23 protein-coding genes are annotated in these 19,714 nt (G+C 64.4%); 4 read left to right on the top strand and 19 right to left on the bottom strand.

What is annotated here, in order from left to right:
- Positions 1-112: 112 nt before the first annotated feature.
- From LB547_RS26445 to tesB, 4 genes are all read right to left on the bottom strand, one after another.
- A complete protein-coding gene (locus LB547_RS26445; protein WP_140513949.1) occupies positions 113-388 on the bottom strand; it encodes a hypothetical protein in 276 nt (91 codons plus the stop codon).
- A 308-nt stretch (positions 389-696) separates the two neighbouring features.
- A complete protein-coding gene (locus LB547_RS26440) occupies positions 697-2,049 on the bottom strand; it encodes an ammonium transporter (protein ID WP_140492683.1) in 1,353 nt (450 codons plus the stop codon).
- A gap of 32 nt (positions 2,050-2,081) precedes the next feature.
- Positions 2,082-2,420, bottom strand: a complete 339-nt coding sequence (locus LB547_RS26435; protein WP_013528889.1) for a P-II family nitrogen regulator — start codon at positions 2,418-2,420, stop codon at positions 2,082-2,084.
- Positions 2,421-2,669: 249 nt separating this feature from the next.
- Entirely contained in the window at positions 2,670-3,530 is an 861-nt protein-coding gene (gene tesB / locus LB547_RS26430; protein WP_140524665.1) for an acyl-CoA thioesterase II, read from the bottom strand.
- A 99-nt stretch (positions 3,531-3,629) separates the two neighbouring features.
- Here tesB and LB547_RS26425 point away from each other — a divergent pair, with 99 nt between their 5' ends.
- Positions 3,630-4,889 (top strand): ubiquinone biosynthesis hydroxylase, encoded by a 1,260-nt coding sequence (locus tag LB547_RS26425; protein WP_140759178.1) that lies wholly within the window; start codon positions 3,630-3,632, stop codon positions 4,887-4,889.
- 13 nt (positions 4,890-4,902) lie between these two features.
- On the opposite strand, the gene LB547_RS26420 is transcribed toward LB547_RS26425, so the two are convergent.
- On the bottom strand, positions 4,903-5,259 hold the full coding sequence (locus LB547_RS26420) for a YciI family protein (RefSeq protein WP_140492691.1): 357 nt from the start codon (positions 5,257-5,259) through the stop codon (positions 4,903-4,905).
- The gene (locus LB547_RS26415; protein ID WP_140554839.1) at positions 5,256-5,483 is read right to left on the bottom strand and encodes a hypothetical protein; all 228 of its coding nucleotides are present in this window, start codon (positions 5,481-5,483) and stop codon (positions 5,256-5,258) included. The genes LB547_RS26420 and LB547_RS26415 overlap by 4 nt, the downstream gene beginning before the upstream one ends.
- A gap of 212 nt (positions 5,484-5,695) precedes the next feature.
- Here LB547_RS26415 and LB547_RS26410 point away from each other — a divergent pair, with 212 nt between their 5' ends.
- Positions 5,696-6,121, top strand: coding sequence for an OsmC family protein (locus LB547_RS26410; protein ID WP_140492697.1), 426 nt, complete (start codon positions 5,696-5,698; stop codon positions 6,119-6,121).
- Between the two features lie 48 nt (positions 6,122-6,169).
- Here the strand turns inward: LB547_RS26410 and LB547_RS26405 are convergent, their stop codons facing one another.
- The 5 genes from LB547_RS26405 to sdhC form a co-directional block, all read right to left on the bottom strand.
- The gene (locus LB547_RS26405) at positions 6,170-6,796 is read right to left on the bottom strand and encodes a YceH family protein (protein ID WP_140759180.1); all 627 of its coding nucleotides are present in this window, start codon (positions 6,794-6,796) and stop codon (positions 6,170-6,172) included.
- 105 nt (positions 6,797-6,901) lie between these two features.
- Positions 6,902-7,681: a succinate dehydrogenase iron-sulfur subunit gene (locus LB547_RS26400; RefSeq protein WP_140518103.1), complete on the bottom strand. Its 780-nt coding sequence runs from the start codon at positions 7,679-7,681 to the stop codon at positions 6,902-6,904.
- 39 nt (positions 7,682-7,720) lie between these two features.
- Positions 7,721-9,556: a succinate dehydrogenase flavoprotein subunit gene (sdhA, locus tag LB547_RS26395; RefSeq protein ID WP_140759182.1), complete on the bottom strand. Its 1,836-nt coding sequence runs from the start codon at positions 9,554-9,556 to the stop codon at positions 7,721-7,723.
- Positions 9,557-9,560: 4 nt separating this feature from the next.
- Positions 9,561-9,956 (bottom strand): succinate dehydrogenase, hydrophobic membrane anchor protein, encoded by a 396-nt coding sequence (gene sdhD, locus LB547_RS26390; RefSeq protein WP_140759184.1) that lies wholly within the window; start codon positions 9,954-9,956, stop codon positions 9,561-9,563.
- Between the two features lie 2 nt (positions 9,957-9,958).
- Positions 9,959-10,378 carry a succinate dehydrogenase, cytochrome b556 subunit gene (sdhC, locus tag LB547_RS26385; protein WP_140518100.1) on the bottom strand — a complete coding sequence of 140 codons (420 nt, stop codon included), beginning with the start codon at positions 10,376-10,378 and terminating at the stop codon, positions 9,959-9,961.
- A gap of 439 nt (positions 10,379-10,817) precedes the next feature.
- Here sdhC and LB547_RS26380 point away from each other — a divergent pair, with 439 nt between their 5' ends.
- On the top strand, positions 10,818-11,180 hold the full coding sequence (locus LB547_RS26380) for a hypothetical protein (protein ID WP_140580167.1): 363 nt from the start codon (positions 10,818-10,820) through the stop codon (positions 11,178-11,180).
- On the opposite strand, the gene LB547_RS26375 is transcribed toward LB547_RS26380, so the two are convergent.
- The gene (locus LB547_RS26375; protein ID WP_140492718.1) at positions 11,164-12,366 is read right to left on the bottom strand and encodes a sensor domain-containing diguanylate cyclase; all 1,203 of its coding nucleotides are present in this window, start codon (positions 12,364-12,366) and stop codon (positions 11,164-11,166) included. The two genes, LB547_RS26380 and LB547_RS26375, sit on opposite strands and share 17 nt — an antisense overlap.
- Before the next feature lie 189 nt (positions 12,367-12,555).
- Positions 12,556-13,752 carry a sensor domain-containing diguanylate cyclase gene (locus tag LB547_RS26370; protein WP_140759186.1) on the bottom strand — a complete coding sequence of 399 codons (1,197 nt, stop codon included), beginning with the start codon at positions 13,750-13,752 and terminating at the stop codon, positions 12,556-12,558.
- Positions 13,753-13,912: 160 nt separating this feature from the next.
- Here LB547_RS26370 and LB547_RS26365 point away from each other — a divergent pair, with 160 nt between their 5' ends.
- Positions 13,913-14,227 carry a hypothetical protein gene (locus LB547_RS26365; protein WP_140492726.1) on the top strand — a complete coding sequence of 105 codons (315 nt, stop codon included), beginning with the start codon at positions 13,913-13,915 and terminating at the stop codon, positions 14,225-14,227.
- An 88-nt stretch (positions 14,228-14,315) separates the two neighbouring features.
- Here the strand turns inward: LB547_RS26365 and leuC are convergent, their stop codons facing one another.
- The 6 genes from leuC to LB547_RS26335 all read right to left on the bottom strand — a co-directional run bounded on the left by leuC (position 14,316) and on the right by LB547_RS26335 (position 19,706).
- Entirely contained in the window at positions 14,316-15,725 is a 1,410-nt protein-coding gene (gene leuC / locus LB547_RS26360) for a 3-isopropylmalate dehydratase large subunit (protein ID WP_140524672.1), read from the bottom strand.
- Between the two features lie 314 nt (positions 15,726-16,039).
- Positions 16,040-16,675: a class I SAM-dependent DNA methyltransferase gene (locus LB547_RS26355; protein ID WP_140524674.1), complete on the bottom strand. Its 636-nt coding sequence runs from the start codon at positions 16,673-16,675 to the stop codon at positions 16,040-16,042.
- Positions 16,676-16,731: 56 nt separating this feature from the next.
- Positions 16,732-17,544 carry an amino acid ABC transporter permease gene (locus tag LB547_RS26350; RefSeq protein ID WP_140559269.1) on the bottom strand — a complete coding sequence of 271 codons (813 nt, stop codon included), beginning with the start codon at positions 17,542-17,544 and terminating at the stop codon, positions 16,732-16,734.
- A gap of 260 nt (positions 17,545-17,804) precedes the next feature.
- Complete coding sequence (locus tag LB547_RS26345) at positions 17,805-18,602, bottom strand: transporter substrate-binding domain-containing protein (RefSeq protein WP_140492740.1); 798 nt, start codon at positions 18,600-18,602, stop codon at positions 17,805-17,807.
- Positions 18,603-18,780: 178 nt separating this feature from the next.
- Complete coding sequence (locus tag LB547_RS26340; protein WP_140518092.1) at positions 18,781-19,290, bottom strand: MarR family winged helix-turn-helix transcriptional regulator; 510 nt, start codon at positions 19,288-19,290, stop codon at positions 18,781-18,783.
- Complete coding sequence (locus LB547_RS26335) at positions 19,287-19,706, bottom strand: organic hydroperoxide resistance protein (protein ID WP_140492746.1); 420 nt, start codon at positions 19,704-19,706, stop codon at positions 19,287-19,289. Before LB547_RS26335 ends, LB547_RS26340 begins: the two co-directional genes overlap by 4 nt.
- Between the last annotated feature and the right edge of the window lie 8 nt (positions 19,707-19,714).

The following is a 19,714-nucleotide window of genomic DNA, read 5'->3' as shown; positions in this document are numbered from 1 at the left end:
GCAAGGGCCCCAGCCGCCTGCCGCAAATAACAATGGCGAGCCTCACGGCCCGCCATTTCTGCATCGGCAACGGCAGGGTGACCAGGCTCGGTGGGCCTGATCCGCCGCGGTCTCAGTTGGCTCCGCCGAGCGCCTGGACGTTGGCGCAGAACTCGGCGTGCGGCTTGCTCATCGCCGCGTCCTGGCATTCCTTCTTCATCGCATCCTGCTTTTCCATTGGCATGGCCATGAAAGCGGTCTTGAATTCCGCCATCGGCTTCATGGTTTTCATGCTGGAATCGGTGAAGAACGGGGCCATATTGTCGGGTTCGTCGAGAGCCCCGGCAAATGCCATGCCGCTGACCATGGAAAGAGCGAGCGCGCCGAGACAGATATTCTTGACGTTCATTGGATAGTTTCCTTCCCTATTGTTTGCAACGACCGCCGAACAGTGGTCGTGCCCGGGAGTTCGATGCCAAGACGGCCGATGTTTCCTCGAAAATCTCAATCACGCGAACGTGATTGCGCTCGTCCAACCAAACGGGCTCCAAAAAAAGAGGCCCGGAGCGATCCGGGCCTCAAGGCGTGAGCACCTTGCGGAGCGTCACGACGGGATTTCAAAACAGTTCCGGAAGACGTGCAGCGGTTTTCCGTACGTGATTACCGAAGAGATGGGACCGGCGGGAGGAGGTCCGCCGGTCCCATGGCAAAGAGGCCTTACGGCACCACTTCGCCGTGCTGGCTGATGTCGAGACCCTCGACCTCCTCCTGGGTCGACGGACGCAGGCCGACGAGCGCCTTGACGATGTAGAGGATGACGAAGGTGGCGATTGCCGTCCACAGGATGGTGAAGACGATGCCGTAGAGCTGCTTGCCGATCGACGCGCCCGAGGAGAGGCTGTTGATTGCCGGGTCGGCGAGCACGCCGGTCAGCAATGCGCCGACCACGCCGCCGACGCCATGGACACCGAAGGCATCGAGCGAGTCGTCATAGCCGAACATGTGCTTTACCTTGACCGCCGAGATGTAGCAGACGACGCCGGCGACGATGCCGACGATGAAGGCGCCCGTCGGGTTGACGAAGCCGGAAGCCGGCGTCACCGCGACAAGGCCGGCGACGGCGCCGGAGATGATGCCGAGCACCGAGGGCTTCTTGGCGACGATCCATTCGGCGAACATCCAGGCCAGCGCCGCTGCCGCGGTGGCAACCTGGGTGTTGAGCATCGCGGCACCGGCGAGGCCGTCGGCGGCGAGTTCCGAACCGGCGTTGAAGCCGAACCAACCGACCCACAGCAGCGAAGCGCCGATCACGGAATAGACCAGGTTATGCGGCGCCATGTTGGTGGTGCCGTAGCCTTCGCGCTTGCCCAGGACCAGGGCGCAGACGAGACCCGCGACACCGGCATTGATATGGACGACCGTGCCGCCGGCGAAGTCGAGCACGCCGGCAGCGCCGAGGAAGCCGCCGCCCCAGACCCAATGCGCGATCGGCGCATAGACGACCAGCAGCCACAGCGCCATGAAGATCAGCAGGGCCGAGAACTTCATGCGCTCGGCAAAGGCGCCGGCGATCAGGGCCGGGGTGATGATGGCGAAGGTCATCTGGAACATCGAAAAGACGAATTCAGGAATGTTAGCCACGCCCGGCGCCCACAGCGTCGAGGTGGTGATGCCGTGATGGAAGAACTTCGAGAAGCCCCCGAGATAGGCATTCATGCCGCCGCCGTCGGAAAAGGCCAGCGAATAGCCGAACATGAACCACAGCACCGTCACCAGGCAGGTGATGGCGAAGCTCTGCATGACGGTGGCAAGCACGTTCTTCTTGCGCACCATGCCGCCGTAGAACAGTGCCAGGCCGGGGATGGTCATCATCAGCACCAGCGCCGTCGAAGTCAGCATCCAGGCGGTGTTGCCGGTGTCGAGCACCGGGGTGGGAGCGGCCGGGGCGGCGGCAGCCGCGGCCGGAGCCGCTTCCTGCGCGAGGGCGGCGACGCTGCCCAACGCTGCGAGAGCGAGCGAGCCAAAAAGGGCGGCGCGTCCCGTCTTCTTCAAGGTGGAAGGAATATTCATTGAACTCTCCATTGGAATACGTGTTCGCCGCTTCAGAGCGCGTCGGTGTCTGTTTCGCCGGTGCGGATGCGCACCGCCTGGTCGATGCCGAAAACGAAGATCTTGCCGTCGCCGATCTGACCGGTCTTGGCGGCTGCGGTGATGGCCTCCACGGCCTTGTCGACCATGTCGGCGCTGACCGCGACCTCGATCTTGATCTTCGGCAGGAAACTGACCGCGTATTCCGCCCCGCGATAGATTTCCGTGTGCCCCTTCTGACGCCCGTAGCCTTTGACTTCGGTGACGGTCAGGCCCTGGATGCCGACGGCGGTAAGCGCTTCGCGTACCTCGTCGAGCTTGAACGGCTTGATGATTGCCATCACGATTTTCATAAGGTTTCACCCTTTTGCTGTTGCGGTCCCCCGCGTTTGCACACCTTCACCGATCCCGAGGAGCCGGAGAGTGCCGACGAGGATTCAAGCTCCGTGCCAATTGCCGAAGCAGCGTGTTAACTGGTTGTAAACAAAGGAATTGACGCACCGGCGATCGCACCGTACCGATGAGCGCGGCACAGCTTCTGCTCAATAATTAAGCAGTTTTCAGAAAACGCCTATTTGGCGGGCTTTGGTCGAAAGGACTGCTCAACGCTTGAGCCGGATCAAGCCTTCCTGGGCCATCGAGGCGATCAGCGTGCCGTCGCGGGCATAAAGCGTGCCGCGGCTGAATCCGCGCGATCCCGAGCTCGAGGGGCTGTCCTGCGCGTAGAGCAGCCAGCCGTCGAGCGAATGCGGGCGGTGGAACCACATCGAATGGTCGAGGCTGGCCGCCTGGATGTCGGGATCGAACAGCCCGCGCCCATGCGCGAAGGTCGAGGTGTCGAGCAGCGTCATGTCGGAGAGATAGGCGAGCAACACCGATTGCAGCGCGCGGTCGTCTGGGACGGGACCGGCGAGGCGGATCCAGACATTCTGCCGGGGCGGCAGCTTGTCACGGCTTTCATAGTGCTGGAGATTGACCGGCCTGAGCTCCAGCGGTCGCTCGCGCGCCCAGAAGCGTCGCACCGCTTCCGGCACCCGGTCGGCCTTTTCGAGCAGTTGGCGCTGCGTCTTCAGCCCTTCCGGCGGCGGCACGTCGTCGGGCAAAGCGAACTGGTGCTCCAGCCCCTTCTCATCGACCTGGAACGAGGCTTCCAGCGAGAAGATCGCGTTCCCGTGCTGGATCGCCAGCACCCGGCGGGTGGTGAAGGAGCCGCCGTCGCGGATGCGGTCGACCTCGTAGATGATCGGCACCTTGATGTCGCCCGGCCGCATAAAATAGCCGTGCAGCGAATGCACGTAGCGGTCGGGCTCGACGGTCCGCTGCGCCGCCACCAGCGCCTGGGCGATGGTCTGGCCGCCGAACACGCGCTGCCACTCCACCTGGGGGCTGCGACCACGATACAGATTGTGTTCCAGCCTCTCGAGGTCGAGAATGCGCAGAAGCTCGTCCATGGCCGCCGTCATGTGTCGTGACCTCGCCTCAAGATTTCCTCGGCGGGTTTCCGACAGGAAGGACGGGCCGTCAAGGGCGGATGGCAGGCTGGCTTGCAAGGAGCGAAGACCATGGAAGGCAAGGCAGAGGCGAAAACCAGGTCCGGGCTCGATGTTCTGGTCGCCGGCGCCGGCTATGTCGGCCTGGCTGCCGCCGTGTCGCTGAAACAGGCGCAACCGGAGCTTGCCGTGGCCCTGGTCGATGCCGCACTCCCCGGCTCCTGGCAAAGGGACGGGCGCGCCTCGGCCATTGCGGCGGCCGCCTGCCGCATGCTCGAGCGGCTCGGCGTCTGGGCCGAGATCGCGCCGGAAGCGCAGGCAATCACCGAGATGATCATCACCGATTCGCGTGCCGCCGATCCTGTGCGCCCGGTCTTCCTCACTTTCGACGGCGAGGTGGCGCCGGGCGAGCCCTTCGCACATATGGTGGCCAACCGGGTGCTGAACGGCGCCTTGCGCCGCAGCGCCGAAAAGCTCGGCGTCGACATCATCGAAGGCGTTGCCGTGCAAGGGTTCGAAACCAATGGTGCGGGCATCACCGTGCATCTGGCCGACGGCGCGACGCTGAAGGCGCGGCTGCTGGTCGCCGCCGACGGCGTCAACTCGAAGCTGCGCGACATGGCCGGCATCAAGACGGTGAAATGGGAATACGGCCAGTCCGGCATCGTCTGCACCGTGGCACATGAACGGCCGCACAATGGCCGCGCCGAAGAGCATTTCCTGCCCGCCGGACCCTTCGCCACGCTGCCGCTGAAGCCGGGCGCGGACGGCTCCAACCGCTCGTCGATCGTCTGGGTCGAGCGGTCGGAAGATGCTCAGACGATGGTCGCCGGCGACGACCTCCTCTTCGAGCACGAACTGGAACAGCGTTTCGGCCTCAAGCTTGGCGAGATCCGCGTCGCCGACAAGCCGCGCGCCTGGCCGCTGGGTCTTACCATCGCGCGCGCCTTCGTCGCGCCGCGCGTGGCGCTTGCCGGCGATGCCGCCCACGGCATCCACCCGATCGCCGGCCAGGGCCTCAATCTCGGCTTCAAGGATGTCGCCGCCCTGGCCGAGGTGATCGTCGAAGCCGACCGGCTGGGCCAGGATATCGGCGCGCTCGACGTGCTCGAGCGTTACCAGCAATGGCGCCGTTTCGACACGGTGCAGATGGGCGTCACGACAGATGTGCTGAACCGGCTGTTTTCCAACGATATCGGCCCGCTGCGCGCGGTGCGCGACATCGGCCTCGGCCTGGTCGAGCGCATGCCACGGCTGAAGGAATTCTTCATCCGCCAGGCGTCGGGGCTTTCAGCCGGCACGCCGCGCCTTTTGAAGGGCGAGGCGATCTGACCCGCCGCGCCGCTTATGACCCGGGCACGTCATAGATCGCCCGGACCTCGATCGTGCCGAGTTCGGCCAGCGGAATGCCGCCGGCGATGTCCAGTGCCTCCTGGAGGTCCTTCGCCTCGATCATGACGAAGCCGAGCAACTGCTCCTTGGTTTCGGCGAACGGGCCGTCGGTGACCAGCCGCTTGCCCTTGCGACGGCGCACGGTTTTCGAGGTCTTCACCGATTGCAGCGCCTGCGCGACGATGAGCTTGCCTTGTTGGTCCAAGGAGCGGTCATAGGCCAGCGAATCGGCGTCGAGCTTGGCCGATCCTTCCGGGGTGAGCGCGTAGAGGTCTTTCTCCTCACCATAGACCAGGCAGACATATTTCATTTCGCGCTCCCTTGCTGCGATGAATCATAGGATGCGGTGACGAGCGTGTCAGCCTTGCCTTCGACCGCTGCCGCATGGTCGAGAAGGCATGCCGCGACCGCGATGATGGCGACAGCCGCCAGCAGCCTGCGGACACCGGACGGCGGTGGCTCCAGCCAGAAGTCTTGCCGTCGTTGAGCCTTGCGGCCCGGGGTCTTCCATATTGCGAAAAACAGATTGTCCATGTGAACCTCCATCCGGCCACAATCCCGTGGTCGCCCGCAGGACGGCCGGGCCGAATGGAAGCCGACATTTTTGCACGCGGTTTTTTTCTAAAGGAATGAACCGTCATCACGCCGTGGTCCAAACAGCGCAGTGGTCTTCGCGCATGCCCGCGTTATAGTTGGCCGGACGCTGGGCTCACCTGGACAAGTTCACGACAACCAAGGAGGAATTCATGGACCGCACCGCAACCGCCGTCTGGAAGGGCAATCTGAAGGACGGCAAAGGCACGCTCGACAGCCAGAGCGGGACCCTGAACGGCACGCCCTATTCGTTCAAGGCACGCTTCGAGGACGAGAGCGGCAAATCCGGCACCAATCCGGAAGAGCTGATCGCGGCCGCGCACGCCGGCTGCTACGCCATGCAGCTGTCGCATTTCCTGGCCGAGAACGGCACCCCGGCAGCCGAACTCGACGCCAAGGCCGTGGTGACGCTGGTTCCCGGCACCGGCATCACGGGCAGCGCGATCACCCTTGTCGGCAAGGTGCCCGGCATCGACGCGGCGAAGTTCAAGGAATTGGCCGAGAAGGCCAAGGCCGAATGCCCTGTTTCCAAAGCGCTGGGCGCCATCAACGTATCGCTCGACGCCAGGCTCGGCTGAGACCACGGCATCCCGGCGCGCATGGTCGCGCCGGGCACGCCCGACCGCTCAGGCGCCCAGCGCGTCGAGCCGGGCGCGAAGGGCTGCGACTTCCTGCTCCAGCGCCTCCACTCTCGCTTCGAGGTCGGAAGCGGGTAGGGCCGATGCAGTGCGCTGCGCCGACAGGGCGGCAACGTCAACCGGCCCGGCGAGGAGATGCACATAGCGGTCCTCGCGTTGGCCTGGACCGCGCGGGATTTCCTGAACGAGCGGCGGTCGACGGCCGATCAGCATATCGAGTTCACCGCGCAAATCCTCGATCGATGAAAACCTTGCCATGCGCTCGCTGCGTGCCAACAATTCATGCGCCGTCTGCGGCCCGCGCAGCAAAAGCAGACCGACCAAGGCGGTCTGAGGCGTGGTCAGCGAGAAGCGCTGCGCCATCTGGTGCTCGTAGCGCTCGACGCGGGAGCCGAACATCTGCCGCACCAGCCCCTTCTGCTCGAGCAGCTTCAGCGCCCGGTGCAACTCTGTCTGCTCCAGCGCCATGACGGGCTCGCGCGCCGTCTTCTGGTTGGCGGCGGCAAGCGCTGCGTTGAGGGTCAACGGATAGACGTCCGGCGTCAGCTCCTTCTTCTCGATGAGGCAGCCGAGCACACGCGCTTCGGGAGGAGACAGGATGGGGAGGTCCGTCATTGGATTGCAATCCTTTTTGAAGCTGGCAAGACAGCGCCCCTTTTGTCCTGCCGGAGAAAGGGGGGGCGAAGGGTCGCTGCGTTCAAGATTGCCGCGAGCGAGCGCCTAAACCCTTCTCTCCACCATCATCTTCTTGATTTCCGCGATCGCCTTGGCCGGATTCAAGCCCTTGGGGCAGGTCTGCGCGCAGTTCATGATGGTGTGGCAGCGATAGAGCCGGAAGGGGTCCTCGAGATTGTCGAGCCGCTCGCCCGTGGCCTCGTCGCGGCTGTCGATCAGCCAGCGATACGCCTGCAGCAGGGTTGCCGGGCCGAGATAACGGTCGCCGTTCCACCAATAGCTCGGGCAAGAGGTCGAGCAGCAGGCGCACAATATGCATTCGTAGAGCCCGTCGAGCTTCTCACGCTCCTCATGGCTCTGCAGCCATTCCTTGGCGGGCTGCGGCGAGACCGTCTTCAGCCACGGTTCGATCGAGGCGTGCTGGGCGTAGAAATTGGTCAGGTCGGGCACCAGGTCCTTGATGACGGGCATATGCGGCAGCGGGTAGATCTTGACGGCGCCCGAGATGTCGTCGCAGCCCTTGGTGCAGGCGAGCGTGTTGGAGCCGTCGATATTCATGGCGCAGGAGCCGCAGATGCCTTCCCGGCAGGAGCGGCGCAAGGTCAGCGTCGGGTCGATCTTGTTCTTGATCCAGAGCAGCGCATCCAGCACCATCGGCCCGCAATCGTCCATGTCGACGAAATAGGTGTCCATGCGCGGGTTCTCGTCATCATCCGGCGACCAGCGGTAGATGCGGTATTCCCTGAGATTGGTCGCGCCTTCCGGCTTCGGCCAGGTCTTGCCCTGCTGGATCTTCGAGTTCTTGGGGAGCGTGAGTTCGACCATTACCTCAGGTCCTTTCGGATGACGCGGCTGGACGTCATTTCAATACACCCTGGCCTTGGGCGCGATCTTGGCGAGACTGATGCCGCCGTCCTTTTCGGCCAGCAGCGGTTCGGTGTGCACCGGGCGGTAGGAGAGCGTCACCTCACCGGTCTCGCTCAGATGGGCGAGCGTGTGCTTGCGCCAGTTGGCGTCGTCGCGGGCCGAGAAATCCTCCCGCGCGTGCGCGCCACGGCTCTCCTTGCGCGCCTCGGCGCCGTAGACCGTGGTGATGGCGTTGGCCATCAGGTTTTCCAGCTCCAGCGTCTCCACCAGGTCGGAGTTCCAGATCATCGAGCGGTCGAAAACCTTTATGTCCTTGAGCTCGCCCCAGATCTGCGAAATGCGCTTGCAACCGTTCTCCAGCGATTCCTGCGCGCGGAACACCGCCGCGTCTTCCTGCATGGCGCGCTGCATCTTTTCGCGCAGAACCGCCGTCGGCGTCGAGCCGTTGGCGTGGCGCAGCCGGTCGAAGCGGTCCATGATCTTGTCGACCGAGGCCTGGTTGGGCGACGGGATTGCCGATTTGCGGTCGATGACCTGGCCAGCGCGGATCGCCGCCGCGCGGCCGAACACGACCAGGTCGATCAGCGAGTTCGATCCCAGCCGGTTGGCGCCGTGCACCGAGGCGCACCCGGCCTCGCCTACCGCCATCAAGCCGGGCGAGACCCGATCGGGATTAGGGATCGTCGGGTTGAGCACCTCGCCCCAGTAATTGGTCGGCACGCCGCCCATATTGTAGTGCACCGTCGGCAGCACCGGAATCGGCTCCTTGGTGAGGTCGACGCCGGCGAAGATCTTTGCCGATTCCGAGATGCCGGGCAGCCGCTCGTGCAGCACCGCCGGATCGAGATGATCGAGGTGCAGGAAGATATGGTCCTTGTTCTTGCCGACGCCGCGGCCTTCGCGGATTTCCAGCGTCATGCAGCGCGAGACGACATCGCGCGAGGCAAGGTCCTTGGCCGACGGCGCGTAGCGCTCCATGAACCGCTCGCCCTCGGAGTTGACGAGATAGCCGCCCTCGCCGCGCGCGCCTTCCGTGATCAGGCAGCCGGCGCCGTAGATGCCGGTCGGGTGGAACTGCACGAACTCCATGTCCTGTAAGGGGAACCCCGCCCGCGCGGCCATGCCGCCGCCGTCGCCGGTGCAGGTGTGGGCCGATGTGGCCGAGAAATAAGCGCGGCCATAGCCGCCTGTCGCCAGCACAACCATCTTGGCCGAGAAGCGGTGGATGGTGCCGTCGTCGAGGTTCCAGGCGACGACGCCGGTGCATGTGCCGTCCGGCTCCATGATCAGGTCGAGCGCGAAATACTCGATGAAGAACTGCGCGTTGTTCTTAAGCGACTGGCCGTAGAGCGTGTGCAGGATGGCGTGGCCGGTGCGGTCGGCGGCCGCGCAGGTGCGCTGCACCGGCGGGCCATCGCCGTAATTCATCATGTGGCCGCCGAACGGCCGCTGGTAGATCTTGCCCTCTTCCGTGCGCGAGAACGGCACGCCGTAATGCTCGAGTTCGTAGACGGCGGCCGGCGCTTCACGCACCAGATATTCCATGGCGTCGACATCGCCCAGCCAGTCCGAACCCTTGACGGTGTCGTACATGTGCCATTGCCAGGAGTCCGGGCCCATGTTGGAAAGCGAAGCGGCAATGCCGCCCTGCGCCGCCACCGTGTGCGAGCGGGTCGGGAAAACCTTGGTGATGCAGGCGGTGCGCAGGCCCTGTTCGGCCATGCCCAGCGTAGCGCGCAGTCCCGCGCCCCCGGCACCGACGACCACGACGTCGAATTTGTGGTCGACATAGGTATAGCCTGCCGTATTGGCTTCTTTCGCGTCCTTGGCCAAAACGTCAGCCTCCGAATGCCAGTTTGAGCAGGGCGAAGAGCGAAGCCACGCCGACCGCTACGGTGAAGAAAGTGTTGAGGGCGATCAGCGCCAGCTTCATGCCTTCGCCATGCACGTAATCCTCGATGATCACCTGCATGCCGATCCGCATGTGATAAAGCGGCGAGATGAGCACAAGGGCCATCATCAGCGCCACGAGCGGGTTGGCGAGCGCTGCCCGCATCTCCGCATAACCGGCGCCGTTGAGCGCGACCAGGAACCCGGTGAAGAACAGGATCAGCGGGATGTTGGCGATTGCCGTGAGGCGCTGGCGCCAGAAATGCCCGGTGCCTTCGCGGGCCGAGCCCAGGCCGCGGACTTTCGCCAGCGGCGTGCGCATGTCGGTCTTTCCAGTGCTCATGGTCAGGCTCCTCGCGCCATATAGCCGGCGATCCAGATCAGCAGCGTGAGCAGGACCGAGCCGGCCAGGGTCGCCCAGGCGATCTTGGAGGCGGTATGCTTTTCGAGACCGGCGCCGGTATCCCAGATCAGGTGGCGCACGCCGCCCAGCATGTGGTGCATGAGCGCCCAGGTGTAGCCGAACAGGATCAGCCGTCCGAGCCAGGTTCCGAAGGCCCAGCTCACCCAATCGAAAGTGGCTTGCGAGCTCGCCGCCGCCATCAGCCATATCGCGACCAGGAGCGTGCCGAAATAGAGCGCGCCACCGGTGATGCGATGGATGATCGACATCGTCATGGTGATCGGCGGCCGGTACACGCTGAGGTGCGGCGAAAGCGGCCGTTCACGTCTGGCGAATTCGCGGGTGGCTGGTGATTTGCTCATGGCTCCCCCAGTTCGGCGTTCCTGGAGCCTCAGGTGGAAATGCGGCATTGCCGCTTCCGGTTGCGACTTCGGACAGCCGGTTTCTAATGCTCTTTTTGCACCGCGTCAAAGCCAGAAAACCGTTTCGAAAACGTAATTTAGTCTGATTAAAAGGCAGGTCCGGGCTTCAATCGATTAGGCGTGACGATGCCAAGCCGGCCCGTTCTCGCTGCGGTGCAGCATATATGTGGCGGCGCGGGCTTCGGCTCAGCGGCAGGTCAGCGGCGCCGAGCCCGCCTTCATCACCAGCGCCTCGCGGCCGTCGATCACGATCGCGTCATGTGCCTCGTTAACCATGTTTATCAAGACATGGGTGAGAACCGCGCCAGCCTCTTAACAAAGGTTAAGAAAAGGTTAATTTCCGATTCGAGGAGGCTTTGTCTCCAACATGGAGGACGCCATGCGTTCGAATTCGGGCAGATCGCGCCTTGCGGCGCTCACAGTGGCGGTATTGGCCGTCGGCTTCGCCGCGCCGGCGCTGGCGGACGGACGCCACCAGGATCGGGTCTACGCCGATTCCTTCGGCAATCTCGTCATCGACAGTGCCGCCGGCTACAAGCGCATCCTCGTCGGCGAAGGCAAGCTCGCCAAGCAGCTGTCCGACTATACCAGCGCCGGCCAGCCCAAGGTGATCTACGAGAACGGGGCTGACGAGATGTCGGGCTATGGCGACTGCTATCGGCCGCCGGTGTTCGTGAAGGGGCGCAGTTATATGTATGGCCTCTCCGACGGCGAAATGCCCGAGCTCAGCCCCTGCCGCTGAACAGCGCCACGGCCTCTGGCCTGGCTGGCCCGGCGGAAACGCGCACGCAGTCGCGCCCGGCATCCTTGGCCTGATAGAGCGCTTCATCGGCACGCCGCATCAGATCGGAAAAATGCTCGCCGGCATGAAGCTCGGCGACGCCGAAGCTTGCCGTGCAGCGATTGTCGGCGGGGAGCCCGTCGATGGGCAGCGTCCCGAAGGCGCTGCGCGCGCCTTCGGCGAACAGCCGCGCGGCGGCAAGGTGGGTGCCTGGCAGGATGATGGCGAACTCCTCGCCGCCTATACGACCGGCGACATGGTGGTCGGCCGCGGCCTCGCGCAGGAAGCGGGCAAAGGCCTCGATGACCCGGTCGCCCGAGGCATGGCCGTAATTGTCGTTGATGGACTTGAAGTGGTCGAGATCGGCGATGACCAGCGCGACTGGGACGCCGCGGCGCGCCGCTTCCCCCAGCGCCCTCTCGGCGTGATGCTCGAAGCCGCCGCGGTTGAGGAGCCGCGACAGCGTGTCCGTTTCCGATTTCGACGTCGCCTCGGCGAGCACGTCGCGCACCAGTATGGCCAGCGCCAGCAAGGCCAGCGCCACGCCGAACACGGTGCCGAGCGATTGCGATACCAGGGCATAGCTGGTCTGCAGATAGGATTGTGGGGCGGCGCCGCGGCCGCCAAGCGCATCGGCGATGAATGGCTTGCTGGCGAACTGCATGGCGCTGGCCGCCAGCACCGCCATCAGCATCCGATCGAGCCGGTCACGCCTTTGCCTGGACGACCAGACAATGCCGAACCCGGTAAGCTGCATGACGGCGTAGGGCAGTTGGTAGGCCATCTTGCTGACTAGGGACTGGCGCGGCAGATCCTGGGCGAAATAGACCGCGACAGACGCAACGGCCAGGATCAGGAGCATCGCCGACCAGGGCGGCGTCACGCCATATCTATGCGCAAGCCCGCCGTTGAAGGCGATGGTGGCGCCAAGGAAAACGGCAAAGGCTGCGACGACCACCAGCCGCGCATTGTCGAAGGCGGGGATGCTGAATTCCACGACGAAATAGGCCATGCCCAGCACATAGCCGAACGCCAGCCAGCGTGCCGAGACGCGTCCGATGCCATAGACGGCAATGGCCATGAAGGCCGCCGCCAGCAGCCCGGCAACGAATAGATTGATGACAAGGATGAAGTCCGCGCCGCCCATGATTTCCCAAGCCCCTGACGGCAGCAAACCATCGACGGGCGAAAAAGAAGTTAACGTCAGGTCATATCGAGGCTCGCGCACGCCTCGGACATTGGCCGAAGGATGGTTGCCATCGCCCTTCAGGGCGAAGCAAGGAACGAAGCGGTGCGGCGCGGGTCCTGGATGATGAAGGCGTCGGGCCGATCGCCTTCAGCCGGCTTTGAGCGGCTCCGGCACAAACAGCGTTTCCGGCCGCTCATAGGACAGGCGCACGCTGTCGCGGCCGTTCTTCTTGGCCTTGTAGAGAGCCTCGTCGGCGCGGCGCATCAACGGCTCCAGCGCTTCGTCGCCGCTGCGCGCCGCCACGCCGAAACTGGCGGTGACCTTGGTGCCGGGCGGAAGTCCGTCGACGCCGCCGGCCGAGTAGGCCACGCGCACGGTCTCTGCGAGCAGCCGCGCGGCGGCAAGGTCGGTCAAGGGCAGGAGCACCGCGAATTCCTCGCCGCCGATACGTCCGGCCTCACCGCGCGCACCGGCGGCGGCGCGAAGCTTGGCGGCGAAGTCGGCGATCACCCGGTCGCCCGCGGCATGCCCATGCAGGTCGTTGAGCGCCTTGAAGTGGTCGAGATCGGCCAGCACAAGGGCCACCGGCAATTTCGCCGCCGCGCAGCGTTGCAAGAGCAGTGCCGCCCGTTGCTCGAAGCCGCGCCGGTTGAGGAGGCGAGACAGCGGATCTGTGTAGGTTTCGACCTTCAACGCCTTCATCACGTCGAGCGCGGCGGCGGAGAACAGGCAAAGCGCGATCAGCAGCGACAGCAGCGCATGCGACAGCAACGCCGTCGCCCAATAGGATGATGTATAGAGCTCGTCATAGGTCGCGAAAGGCCCGTGCGCGACGATGACGGCAAGCGTGCGCACGAAGAAATTCAGCCCCGCGAGCAACGCCAGGACGAACAGGATATTTTCCGTCGGGCCATTGCCACGCACCTTGCGCAATTCGGCGGCCGCCACCAGGCTGATGCCGCCGAGCGCGAAATTGATGACGAGGACCCGCCATGTCAGGTCCGGCTGGACGAACAGGAACCAGCAAAAGGCGGCCATGCCGCCGCTCGCCAAGACGCAAAGCCCGGCATAGGGCACTCGCCGGCCATGCCGCGCCACGATCGCGCCGGCCAGGCAGGATCCGGCAACGCAGAAGCATAGGTTGGAGAGCAGCTTCGACGGTGCCAGGCCAACGGGCAGCGTGAAATGCTGGAACAGGAACCCGGCCGCCGCAAGCGAATAGCTTACCGCCAGCACGGCCAGATAGGGACGGTGGCGCTGATAGAACCAAAGCACGAGGAACGCCGCGCCGAGGGCCAGCGCGATCGTCGGGTTTAGCAACGCTATCAGCAGGCCGGTGTCCAAAGGACCGTGACTTCCCCTCGCTTGACGTCGGGGAAGACCTTAGGCTGCAAGCCCAAACAAGCGGTTAAGCGAAAGCGAATATGCGTCACGCTGGTGCGGAGCGTGACGTGGAACCGGCGCGCCGGACCTGCGTTTGTCCAGCGCAGAAGAGGAACCGATAATGGCCGATACAATCACCCTGACCGATCACGAGGCAATCCGTTCATGGGCCGCTTCACGCGCCGGCTTTCCGGCCATTGTCGACGTGTCGCCCGAGGCCGGCACGCAGGCGATGCTGCGGCTGGTATTCGGCCAGCACGCCTATGAGGACGAAGACCAGCCGGAGCGCCCGATCAATGCCGGAGGTTATGAGCTGGTCGAGTGGGACGAATGGTTCAAACTCTTCGATGAACGCGGGCTGGCCCTGGTGGTCGCCGCCGAAGAACCCGGGCGCCGCGAGCAGTTCCACGAGATCATCCGCCGCGACGACCGGTGAAGCTCCAAACATGCTCTGAACGCTTAAGCAGAAGGCCCGAATCGCATCGCGATCCGGGCCCTTGCGTTTCGATCGAACCAGCCGCGATTTACTTCCAGTCGCGAATATCGACGAAGTGGCCGGCGATCGCCGCCGCCGCAGCCATGGCCGGCGACACCAGATGGGTGCGCCCCTTGAAGCCCTGCCGGCCCTCGAAATTGCGGTTCGAGGTCGAGGCGCAGCGCTCATGCGGCTTCAGCCGGTCGTCGTTCATGGCAAGGCACATCGAGCAGCCCGGCTCGCGCCAGTCGAAGCCGGCGGCGAGGAAGATCTTGTCCAGCCCTTCGGCCTCGGCCTGTTCCTTGACCAGGCCGGAGCCCGGCACGATCATGGCGTTGACGCGCGGATTGACTTTTCGGCCCTCGACCACCTTGGCGGCGGCGCGCAGATCCTCGATGCGGCCGTTGGTGCAGGAGCCGATGAAGACACGGTCGAGGGCGATGTCGGTGATCTTCGTTCCCGGCGTCAGGCCCATATAGTCGAGCGCGCGCTGCTTTGAGGTGCGCTTGTTTTCGTCGGTGATGTCTTCCGGGTTCGGCACAATCCCTTGCACCGAGACAACATCCTCCGGGGAAGAGCCCCAGGAGACGATCGGCGGCAGTTTGGCCGCATCGAGCACGATCACCTTGTCGAAATGCGCGCCTTCGTCGGATTGCAGTGTCTTCCAGTAGGCGAGCGCGGCGTCCCAGGCGGCGCCCTTGGGCGCGCGCGGCTTGTCCTTGACATAGGCGAAGGTCGTCTCGTCAGGTGCGATCAGGCCGGCGCGCGCGCCGCCCTCGATCGACATGTTGCAGATCGTCATGCGGCCTTCCATCGACAGCGAGCGGATCGCCTCGCCGGCATATTCGATGACATAGCCGGTGCCGCCGGCGGTGCCGATCTCCCCGATGATGGCGAGGATAATGTCCTTGGCGGTGACGCCTTCCGGCAACTGGCCGTCGACGCGCACCAGCATGTTCTTGGCCTTACGCTGGATCAGCGTCTGCGTCGCCAGCACGTGCTCGACCTCCGACGTGCCGATGCCGTGCGCCAGCGCGCCGAAGGCGCCGTGGGTGGAGGTGTGGCTGTCGCCGCAGACGATGGTCATGCCGGGCAAGGTGAAACCCTGCTCCGGCCCGATGATGTGGACGATGCCCTGGCGGATGTCATTCTCGGAATAATATTCGACGCCGAAATCCTTGGCGTTCCTGGCCAGCGCCTCGACCTGGATGCGGCTTTCCTCGTTCTTGATGCCGAACTTGCGCTCGGGCGAGGTCGAGACGTTGTGGTCGACCACGGCCAGCGTCTTTTCGGGATGACGGACTTTGCGGCCACTCATGCGCAGGCCCTCGAAGGCCTGCGGGCTGGTCACCTCATGGACGAGGTGGCGGTCGATATAGAGCAGGCAGGTGCCGTCGTCCTGGCGGTCGACGACGTGGTCGTCGAAAATCTTGTCATAGAGGGTGCGCGGTGCGCTCATGTGCGTAAATCCGTCGATATGAGAAAGGGAAGGGCAGACGCCGAGATGTCAGGCGAAACGAGTTGATCAGTCGGCCCGCGTAAGTCGGCTGGTCGGCGCGCCACAGACGCGCGCGGAGAAGCGCGACGGCAGGCGTTTTCTGTCCTGCAGCACGAACCCCTTGTAGGCCGGATCGCCAAAAAGCTCTTCCATGGCGGGGTAGATAGCAATGTTTTGGCTTTTCGGCAATTGGCGGTGGCTGCGCGGGACCTGGGTTCCTCGTCCTCGCGTCCACGCCTCCGGGGGATGCGCACCAAGCTTGGCGGACCCGCGGTTCAAAGCACCTCGAAGACAAACGTCTTCACCAGCGCATCCGGCTCGGCAATCGCATAGCAGCGGAACCACGGGCTTTGCTCCATCAGCCGCCATTTTCCCGTGCGTTCCAGCTCGTCGAAGACGGCCTGGAAACCACCGCTCTCGAACACCTGGTCGCGCACGGTGAAGATGGCGTGGCCGCCTTTCTTCGTGATGCGCACCAGTTCGTGCAGGCCGGAAGCCGGCGCATGGCTGATGGTGAACACGCCGGTCGAGAAGAAGGCGCGGAAATGGCCGTCGGGCCAGGGCAGCGGGCCGCCCAGCATTGCCTGCTTCAGCTCGCCATAGGCGTTGCGGCTGCCGGCGATCTTCAGCATGTCGTCCGACAGGTCGAGCCCGGCGATATCGCCGTAGCCCAGCGCCTTCAGCGACGGCCCGGACAGGCCAGTGCCGCAGCCGGCGTCGAGCAGCGGCCCTTCGCCCGCAGGCACGTGGCGCGCCACCCAGGCGGTGATGAGGAACGGCAGGAGATAACCGAGCGAGGCGGTCTCGCTGTCATAAGTCGCGGCCCATGCGGCATAGGCCTGCGCCAGGGTTTCGGGCGTATCGGCCGTATAGACCGAATCCAGCGCAGCATTGGCCTTGTCGACGTTCATGGGCATGCTCCTCCTCCAGTGCGCAACCGGAGCGTAACGCCGTCCTTGCCGAAACACTATTCCTGATGCTGGCGGCGCAACCGCCGTTCCAGCGCCCGGAGCGCCAAAGACAAGCCGACGGTCAGGATAAGATAGATGTAGGCTGTTATCGAATAGGTCTCGAAGAAGCGGAAGGAACCGGCGGCATAGACCTTGCCCATCTGCGTGATGTCGGCGACACCGAGCACCGAGACCAGCGAGGAATCCTTGACCAGGGCGACGAAGTCATTGCCGAGCGGCGGCAGGATGGTACGGATCGCCTGCGGAAAGACGATGAGCCGGAAACGTTGCGCCCGCGTGAGCCCGAGCGCCTTGGCCGCTTCGATCTGGCCCTTCTCGACCGCCTGGATGCCGGCCCGGAACACTTCGGAGATGAAGGCGGAATAGCCGATGGTCAGCGCCATGACGGCGCGCCACAAGAGCGAGACGTCGCGCACCTGCAACTCGCCGAGATAGCCGGTGCTCTGCAGCGGCGCGGTCAGCGCGTTCCAGGCTGCGACGAAAGCCGGTGCGCCGGCAAACGCGATCCAGAACAAAAGCACCAGGATCGGTACGCCACGGATGATCTCGACATAGAAACGCGCGATCTGCCGCAGCCACTGCGAACCCGACAATCCCATCAGCGCGATGCCGACGCCGATGATCGAGGCCAGCGCGAAGGCGACAATGGTGACGAAGACGGTGACGCCGATGCCCTTGGCGACAGTGGCGAAGACCTGGGCATAAAGATCGCTGGCGGCGATGGCGAGCGCGGCGGCCAAGGCAAGGACAAGGGCGGCGGCCAGCCACCAGGGGAATTCAGGTTTGACGGAGGATGGTGGGGGGGCCATCAGGCGTGGCCGGCGAGGTGCATAGTGCGCAAGGCAGGCGCCAAGGCGCCCCCCTCTGTCCTGCCGGACATCTCCCCCTCAAGGGGGGAGATCAGATGTCTCATCGACCTTCGCCAATCTTCATCGATGCTGCATGTGGGACGAAGGCCAAGCTGCCAATCTCCCCCCTTGAGGGGGAGATGCCCGGCAGGGCAGAGGGGGGCGTTCAAGCGCAAACTCAGCGCGAGTTCCCGCACGCGCACCGCCCGCATCAAGACGAACTACTGCCCCATCTTGTAATCAAGAAACCATTTCTTGTTCAGCGCATCGAACGTGCCGTCGGCCTTGAGCGCGGCGATCGCGGCGTTGACAGGCTTCACCAGGTCGGAGCCCTTGGGAAAGATGAAGCCGAAATCCTCGGTGCCGAGCGGGCCGCCGATCAGCTTCAGCTTGCCCTCGGAAGCGTCGACATAGCCCTTGCCCGCAGTGCCGTCCGTGAGCACCACATCGACGTCGCCAGTCTTCAGCGCCTGCACGGTGGCACCGAACGTCTCGAACAGCTTTATGCGCGGGTTCTGCTCATTGCCGTCCAGCACGCTGTAGACAGCGGTGTAGAAGGGCGTCGTGCCGGCCTGCGCGCCGATCAGCCCGTCCTTGAAGGCGCCGAAGGTCTTGGCGTCGGTGAAGCGGCTCTCGTCGCCGCGCACCAACATGAACTGTTCCGAGCGCATATAGGGGTCAGAGAAATCCACCTTCTGCTTGCGGTCGTCCTTGATGGTGATGCCGGTCATGCCGATGTTGTACTGGTTGTCGGAAACCGCCTGGATCATCGCGTCCCAGGACGTGTTCTGGTACTCGACGGTGAAATTCAGCCGCTTAGCGATCTCGTTCATCGCGTCATATTCCCAGCCGATCTGTTTTCCGGTCTTGGCATCGATGAACTGTAGCGGCGGATAGGCGTTTTCCGTCACCACCACCACTTTCTTGCCGCCGAGATCGGGCAGCGCCTGGGCGAAGGCGGCAACGGGCGCAAGCATGACGGCAAGCAGGCCGGCCAGCAGCAGTTTCGATTTTGTCATGACACACTCCCCGGAAGTGAAAGCGCCCGGACATGGGCCGGGCTTGCAAAGGAAATCCGGCGCCGACTTTAGCTCGCCGCAAGCGCCATGCAAGACGCTCCGCTGCGCCACGGCCGGCGAAAAACGCAAATAGATACTTTCGGCCGGGATTTTGGGGAACGATCCTTGCCGTGGCCGATCAGCCGCGCTGCGGCGCTCCGGCATCGGCCTCGCGCAGCCCGGCGACGAAGCGGGTCAGCGTGCCATGCAGCGACTTCAACTCGGCTGGGTCGAGCGGCATGCTGCAGAGCATGGCGGCGGGGATGTCCCTGGCGCGCTCACGCAAGGCTTGGCCCTTGGCTGTCGGCTCGACCAGCACGCGGCGCTCGTCGGCAGGATCGCGCCGGCGCGTAACCAGGCCGCCGGCCTCGAGCCGCTTGAGCAGCGGCGTCAGCGTCGCCGAATCGAGGCCCAGCGCCTCGCCGAGCTCGCCCACCGTGCTCGGCGCGCGCTCCCACAGCGCCAGCATGGCCAGATATTGCGGATAGGTCAGGCCAAGCGGATCGAGCAACGGCCGGTAGAGCTTCGTCATCAATCCGCTCGCCGAATAGAGCGCGAAGCAGAGCTGGTCGCTGAGCCTTGGGACCGCGCTTGTCCCGGCGTCGCCCGCCGGGACCTGGTTGGCCGTGTCTTTGGTTTTCGCCGTCATGTCGCCTTTGCCGAAATCGCCACCTCGATATTGCCCCTGGTTGCGTTGGAGTAGGGGCAGATCTGGTGCGCTGCCGATACAAGCGCTTCGGCGGCCGCCTGATCAAGACCTTTCGTCTCGGCCGCCAGGGAAACGCCGAGCAGGAAACCGCCCTGACCGTTGGGATGGAGGCTGACAGTGGCCGTCACCGAGGCATCGCGCAGCGGCAGTTTCTGCTTGCCGGCGAGAAACCGCATGGCGCTTTCGAAGCAAGCAGCATAGCCGGCGGCGAAAAGCTGTTCGGGATTGGTGGCGCCACCCTTGCCGCCAAGCTCCTTCGGCATTGCGAGATCGAGGCTGAGCAGGCCGTCATCAGTCTGGACGTGGCCGGCGCGGCCGCCGACGGCACGAGCCTGGGTCGAATAGAGTGCGGTCATATCAAGTC

The organism is Mesorhizobium sp. B264B1B (assembly GCF_020165765.1).
GTDB lineage: Bacteria > Pseudomonadota > Alphaproteobacteria > Rhizobiales > Rhizobiaceae > Mesorhizobium.
The sequence above is the reverse complement of the archived record's forward strand: the minus strand, read 5'-3'. Positions and strand labels throughout refer to the sequence as shown.

Bases quoted from the DNA above. Each gene is read 5' to 3' on its own strand.
- LB547_RS26445 (WP_140513949.1), bottom strand. From the start codon at position 388: ATGAACGTCAAGAATATCTGTCTCGGCGCGCTCGCTCTTTCCATGGTC.
- LB547_RS26440 (WP_140492683.1), bottom strand. From the start codon at position 2,049: ATGAATATTCCTTCCACCTTGAAGAAGACGGGACGCGCCGCCCTTTTT.
- LB547_RS26435 (WP_013528889.1), bottom strand. From the start codon at position 2,420: ATGAAAATCGTGATGGCAATCATCAAGCCGTTCAAGCTCGACGAGGTA.
- tesB (WP_140524665.1), bottom strand. From the start codon at position 3,530: ATGACGGCGGCCATGGACGAGCTTCTGCGCATTCTCGACCTCGAGAGG.
- LB547_RS26425 (WP_140759178.1), top strand. From the start codon at position 3,630: ATGGAAGGCAAGGCAGAGGCGAAAACCAGGTCCGGGCTCGATGTTCTG.
- LB547_RS26420 (WP_140492691.1), bottom strand. From the start codon at position 5,259: ATGAAATATGTCTGCCTGGTCTATGGTGAGGAGAAAGACCTCTACGCG.
- LB547_RS26415 (WP_140554839.1), bottom strand. From the start codon at position 5,483: ATGGACAATCTGTTTTTCGCAATATGGAAGACCCCGGGCCGCAAGGCT.
- LB547_RS26410 (WP_140492697.1), top strand. From the start codon at position 5,696: ATGGACCGCACCGCAACCGCCGTCTGGAAGGGCAATCTGAAGGACGGC.
- LB547_RS26405 (WP_140759180.1), bottom strand. From the start codon at position 6,796: ATGACGGACCTCCCCATCCTGTCTCCTCCCGAAGCGCGTGTGCTCGGC.
- LB547_RS26400 (WP_140518103.1), bottom strand. From the start codon at position 7,681: ATGGTCGAACTCACGCTCCCCAAGAACTCGAAGATCCAGCAGGGCAAG.
- sdhD (WP_140759184.1), bottom strand. From the start codon at position 9,956: ATGAGCACTGGAAAGACCGACATGCGCACGCCGCTGGCGAAAGTCCGC.
- sdhC (WP_140518100.1), bottom strand. From the start codon at position 10,378: ATGAGCAAATCACCAGCCACCCGCGAATTCGCCAGACGTGAACGGCCG.
- LB547_RS26380 (WP_140580167.1), top strand. From the start codon at position 10,818: ATGCGTTCGAATTCGGGCAGATCGCGCCTTGCGGCGCTCACAGTGGCG.
- LB547_RS26375 (WP_140492718.1), bottom strand. From the start codon at position 12,366: ATGGGCGGCGCGGACTTCATCCTTGTCATCAATCTATTCGTTGCCGGG.
- LB547_RS26365 (WP_140492726.1), top strand. From the start codon at position 13,913: ATGGCCGATACAATCACCCTGACCGATCACGAGGCAATCCGTTCATGG.
- leuC (WP_140524672.1), bottom strand. From the start codon at position 15,725: ATGAGCGCACCGCGCACCCTCTATGACAAGATTTTCGACGACCACGTC.
- LB547_RS26355 (WP_140524674.1), bottom strand. From the start codon at position 16,675: ATGAACGTCGACAAGGCCAATGCTGCGCTGGATTCGGTCTATACGGCC.
- LB547_RS26350 (WP_140559269.1), bottom strand. From the start codon at position 17,544: ATGGCCCCCCCACCATCCTCCGTCAAACCTGAATTCCCCTGGTGGCTG.
- LB547_RS26345 (WP_140492740.1), bottom strand. From the start codon at position 18,602: ATGACAAAATCGAAACTGCTGCTGGCCGGCCTGCTTGCCGTCATGCTT.
- LB547_RS26340 (WP_140518092.1), bottom strand. From the start codon at position 19,290: ATGACGGCGAAAACCAAAGACACGGCCAACCAGGTCCCGGCGGGCGAC.
- LB547_RS26335 (WP_140492746.1), bottom strand. From the start codon at position 19,706: ATGACCGCACTCTATTCGACCCAGGCTCGTGCCGTCGGCGGCCGCGCC.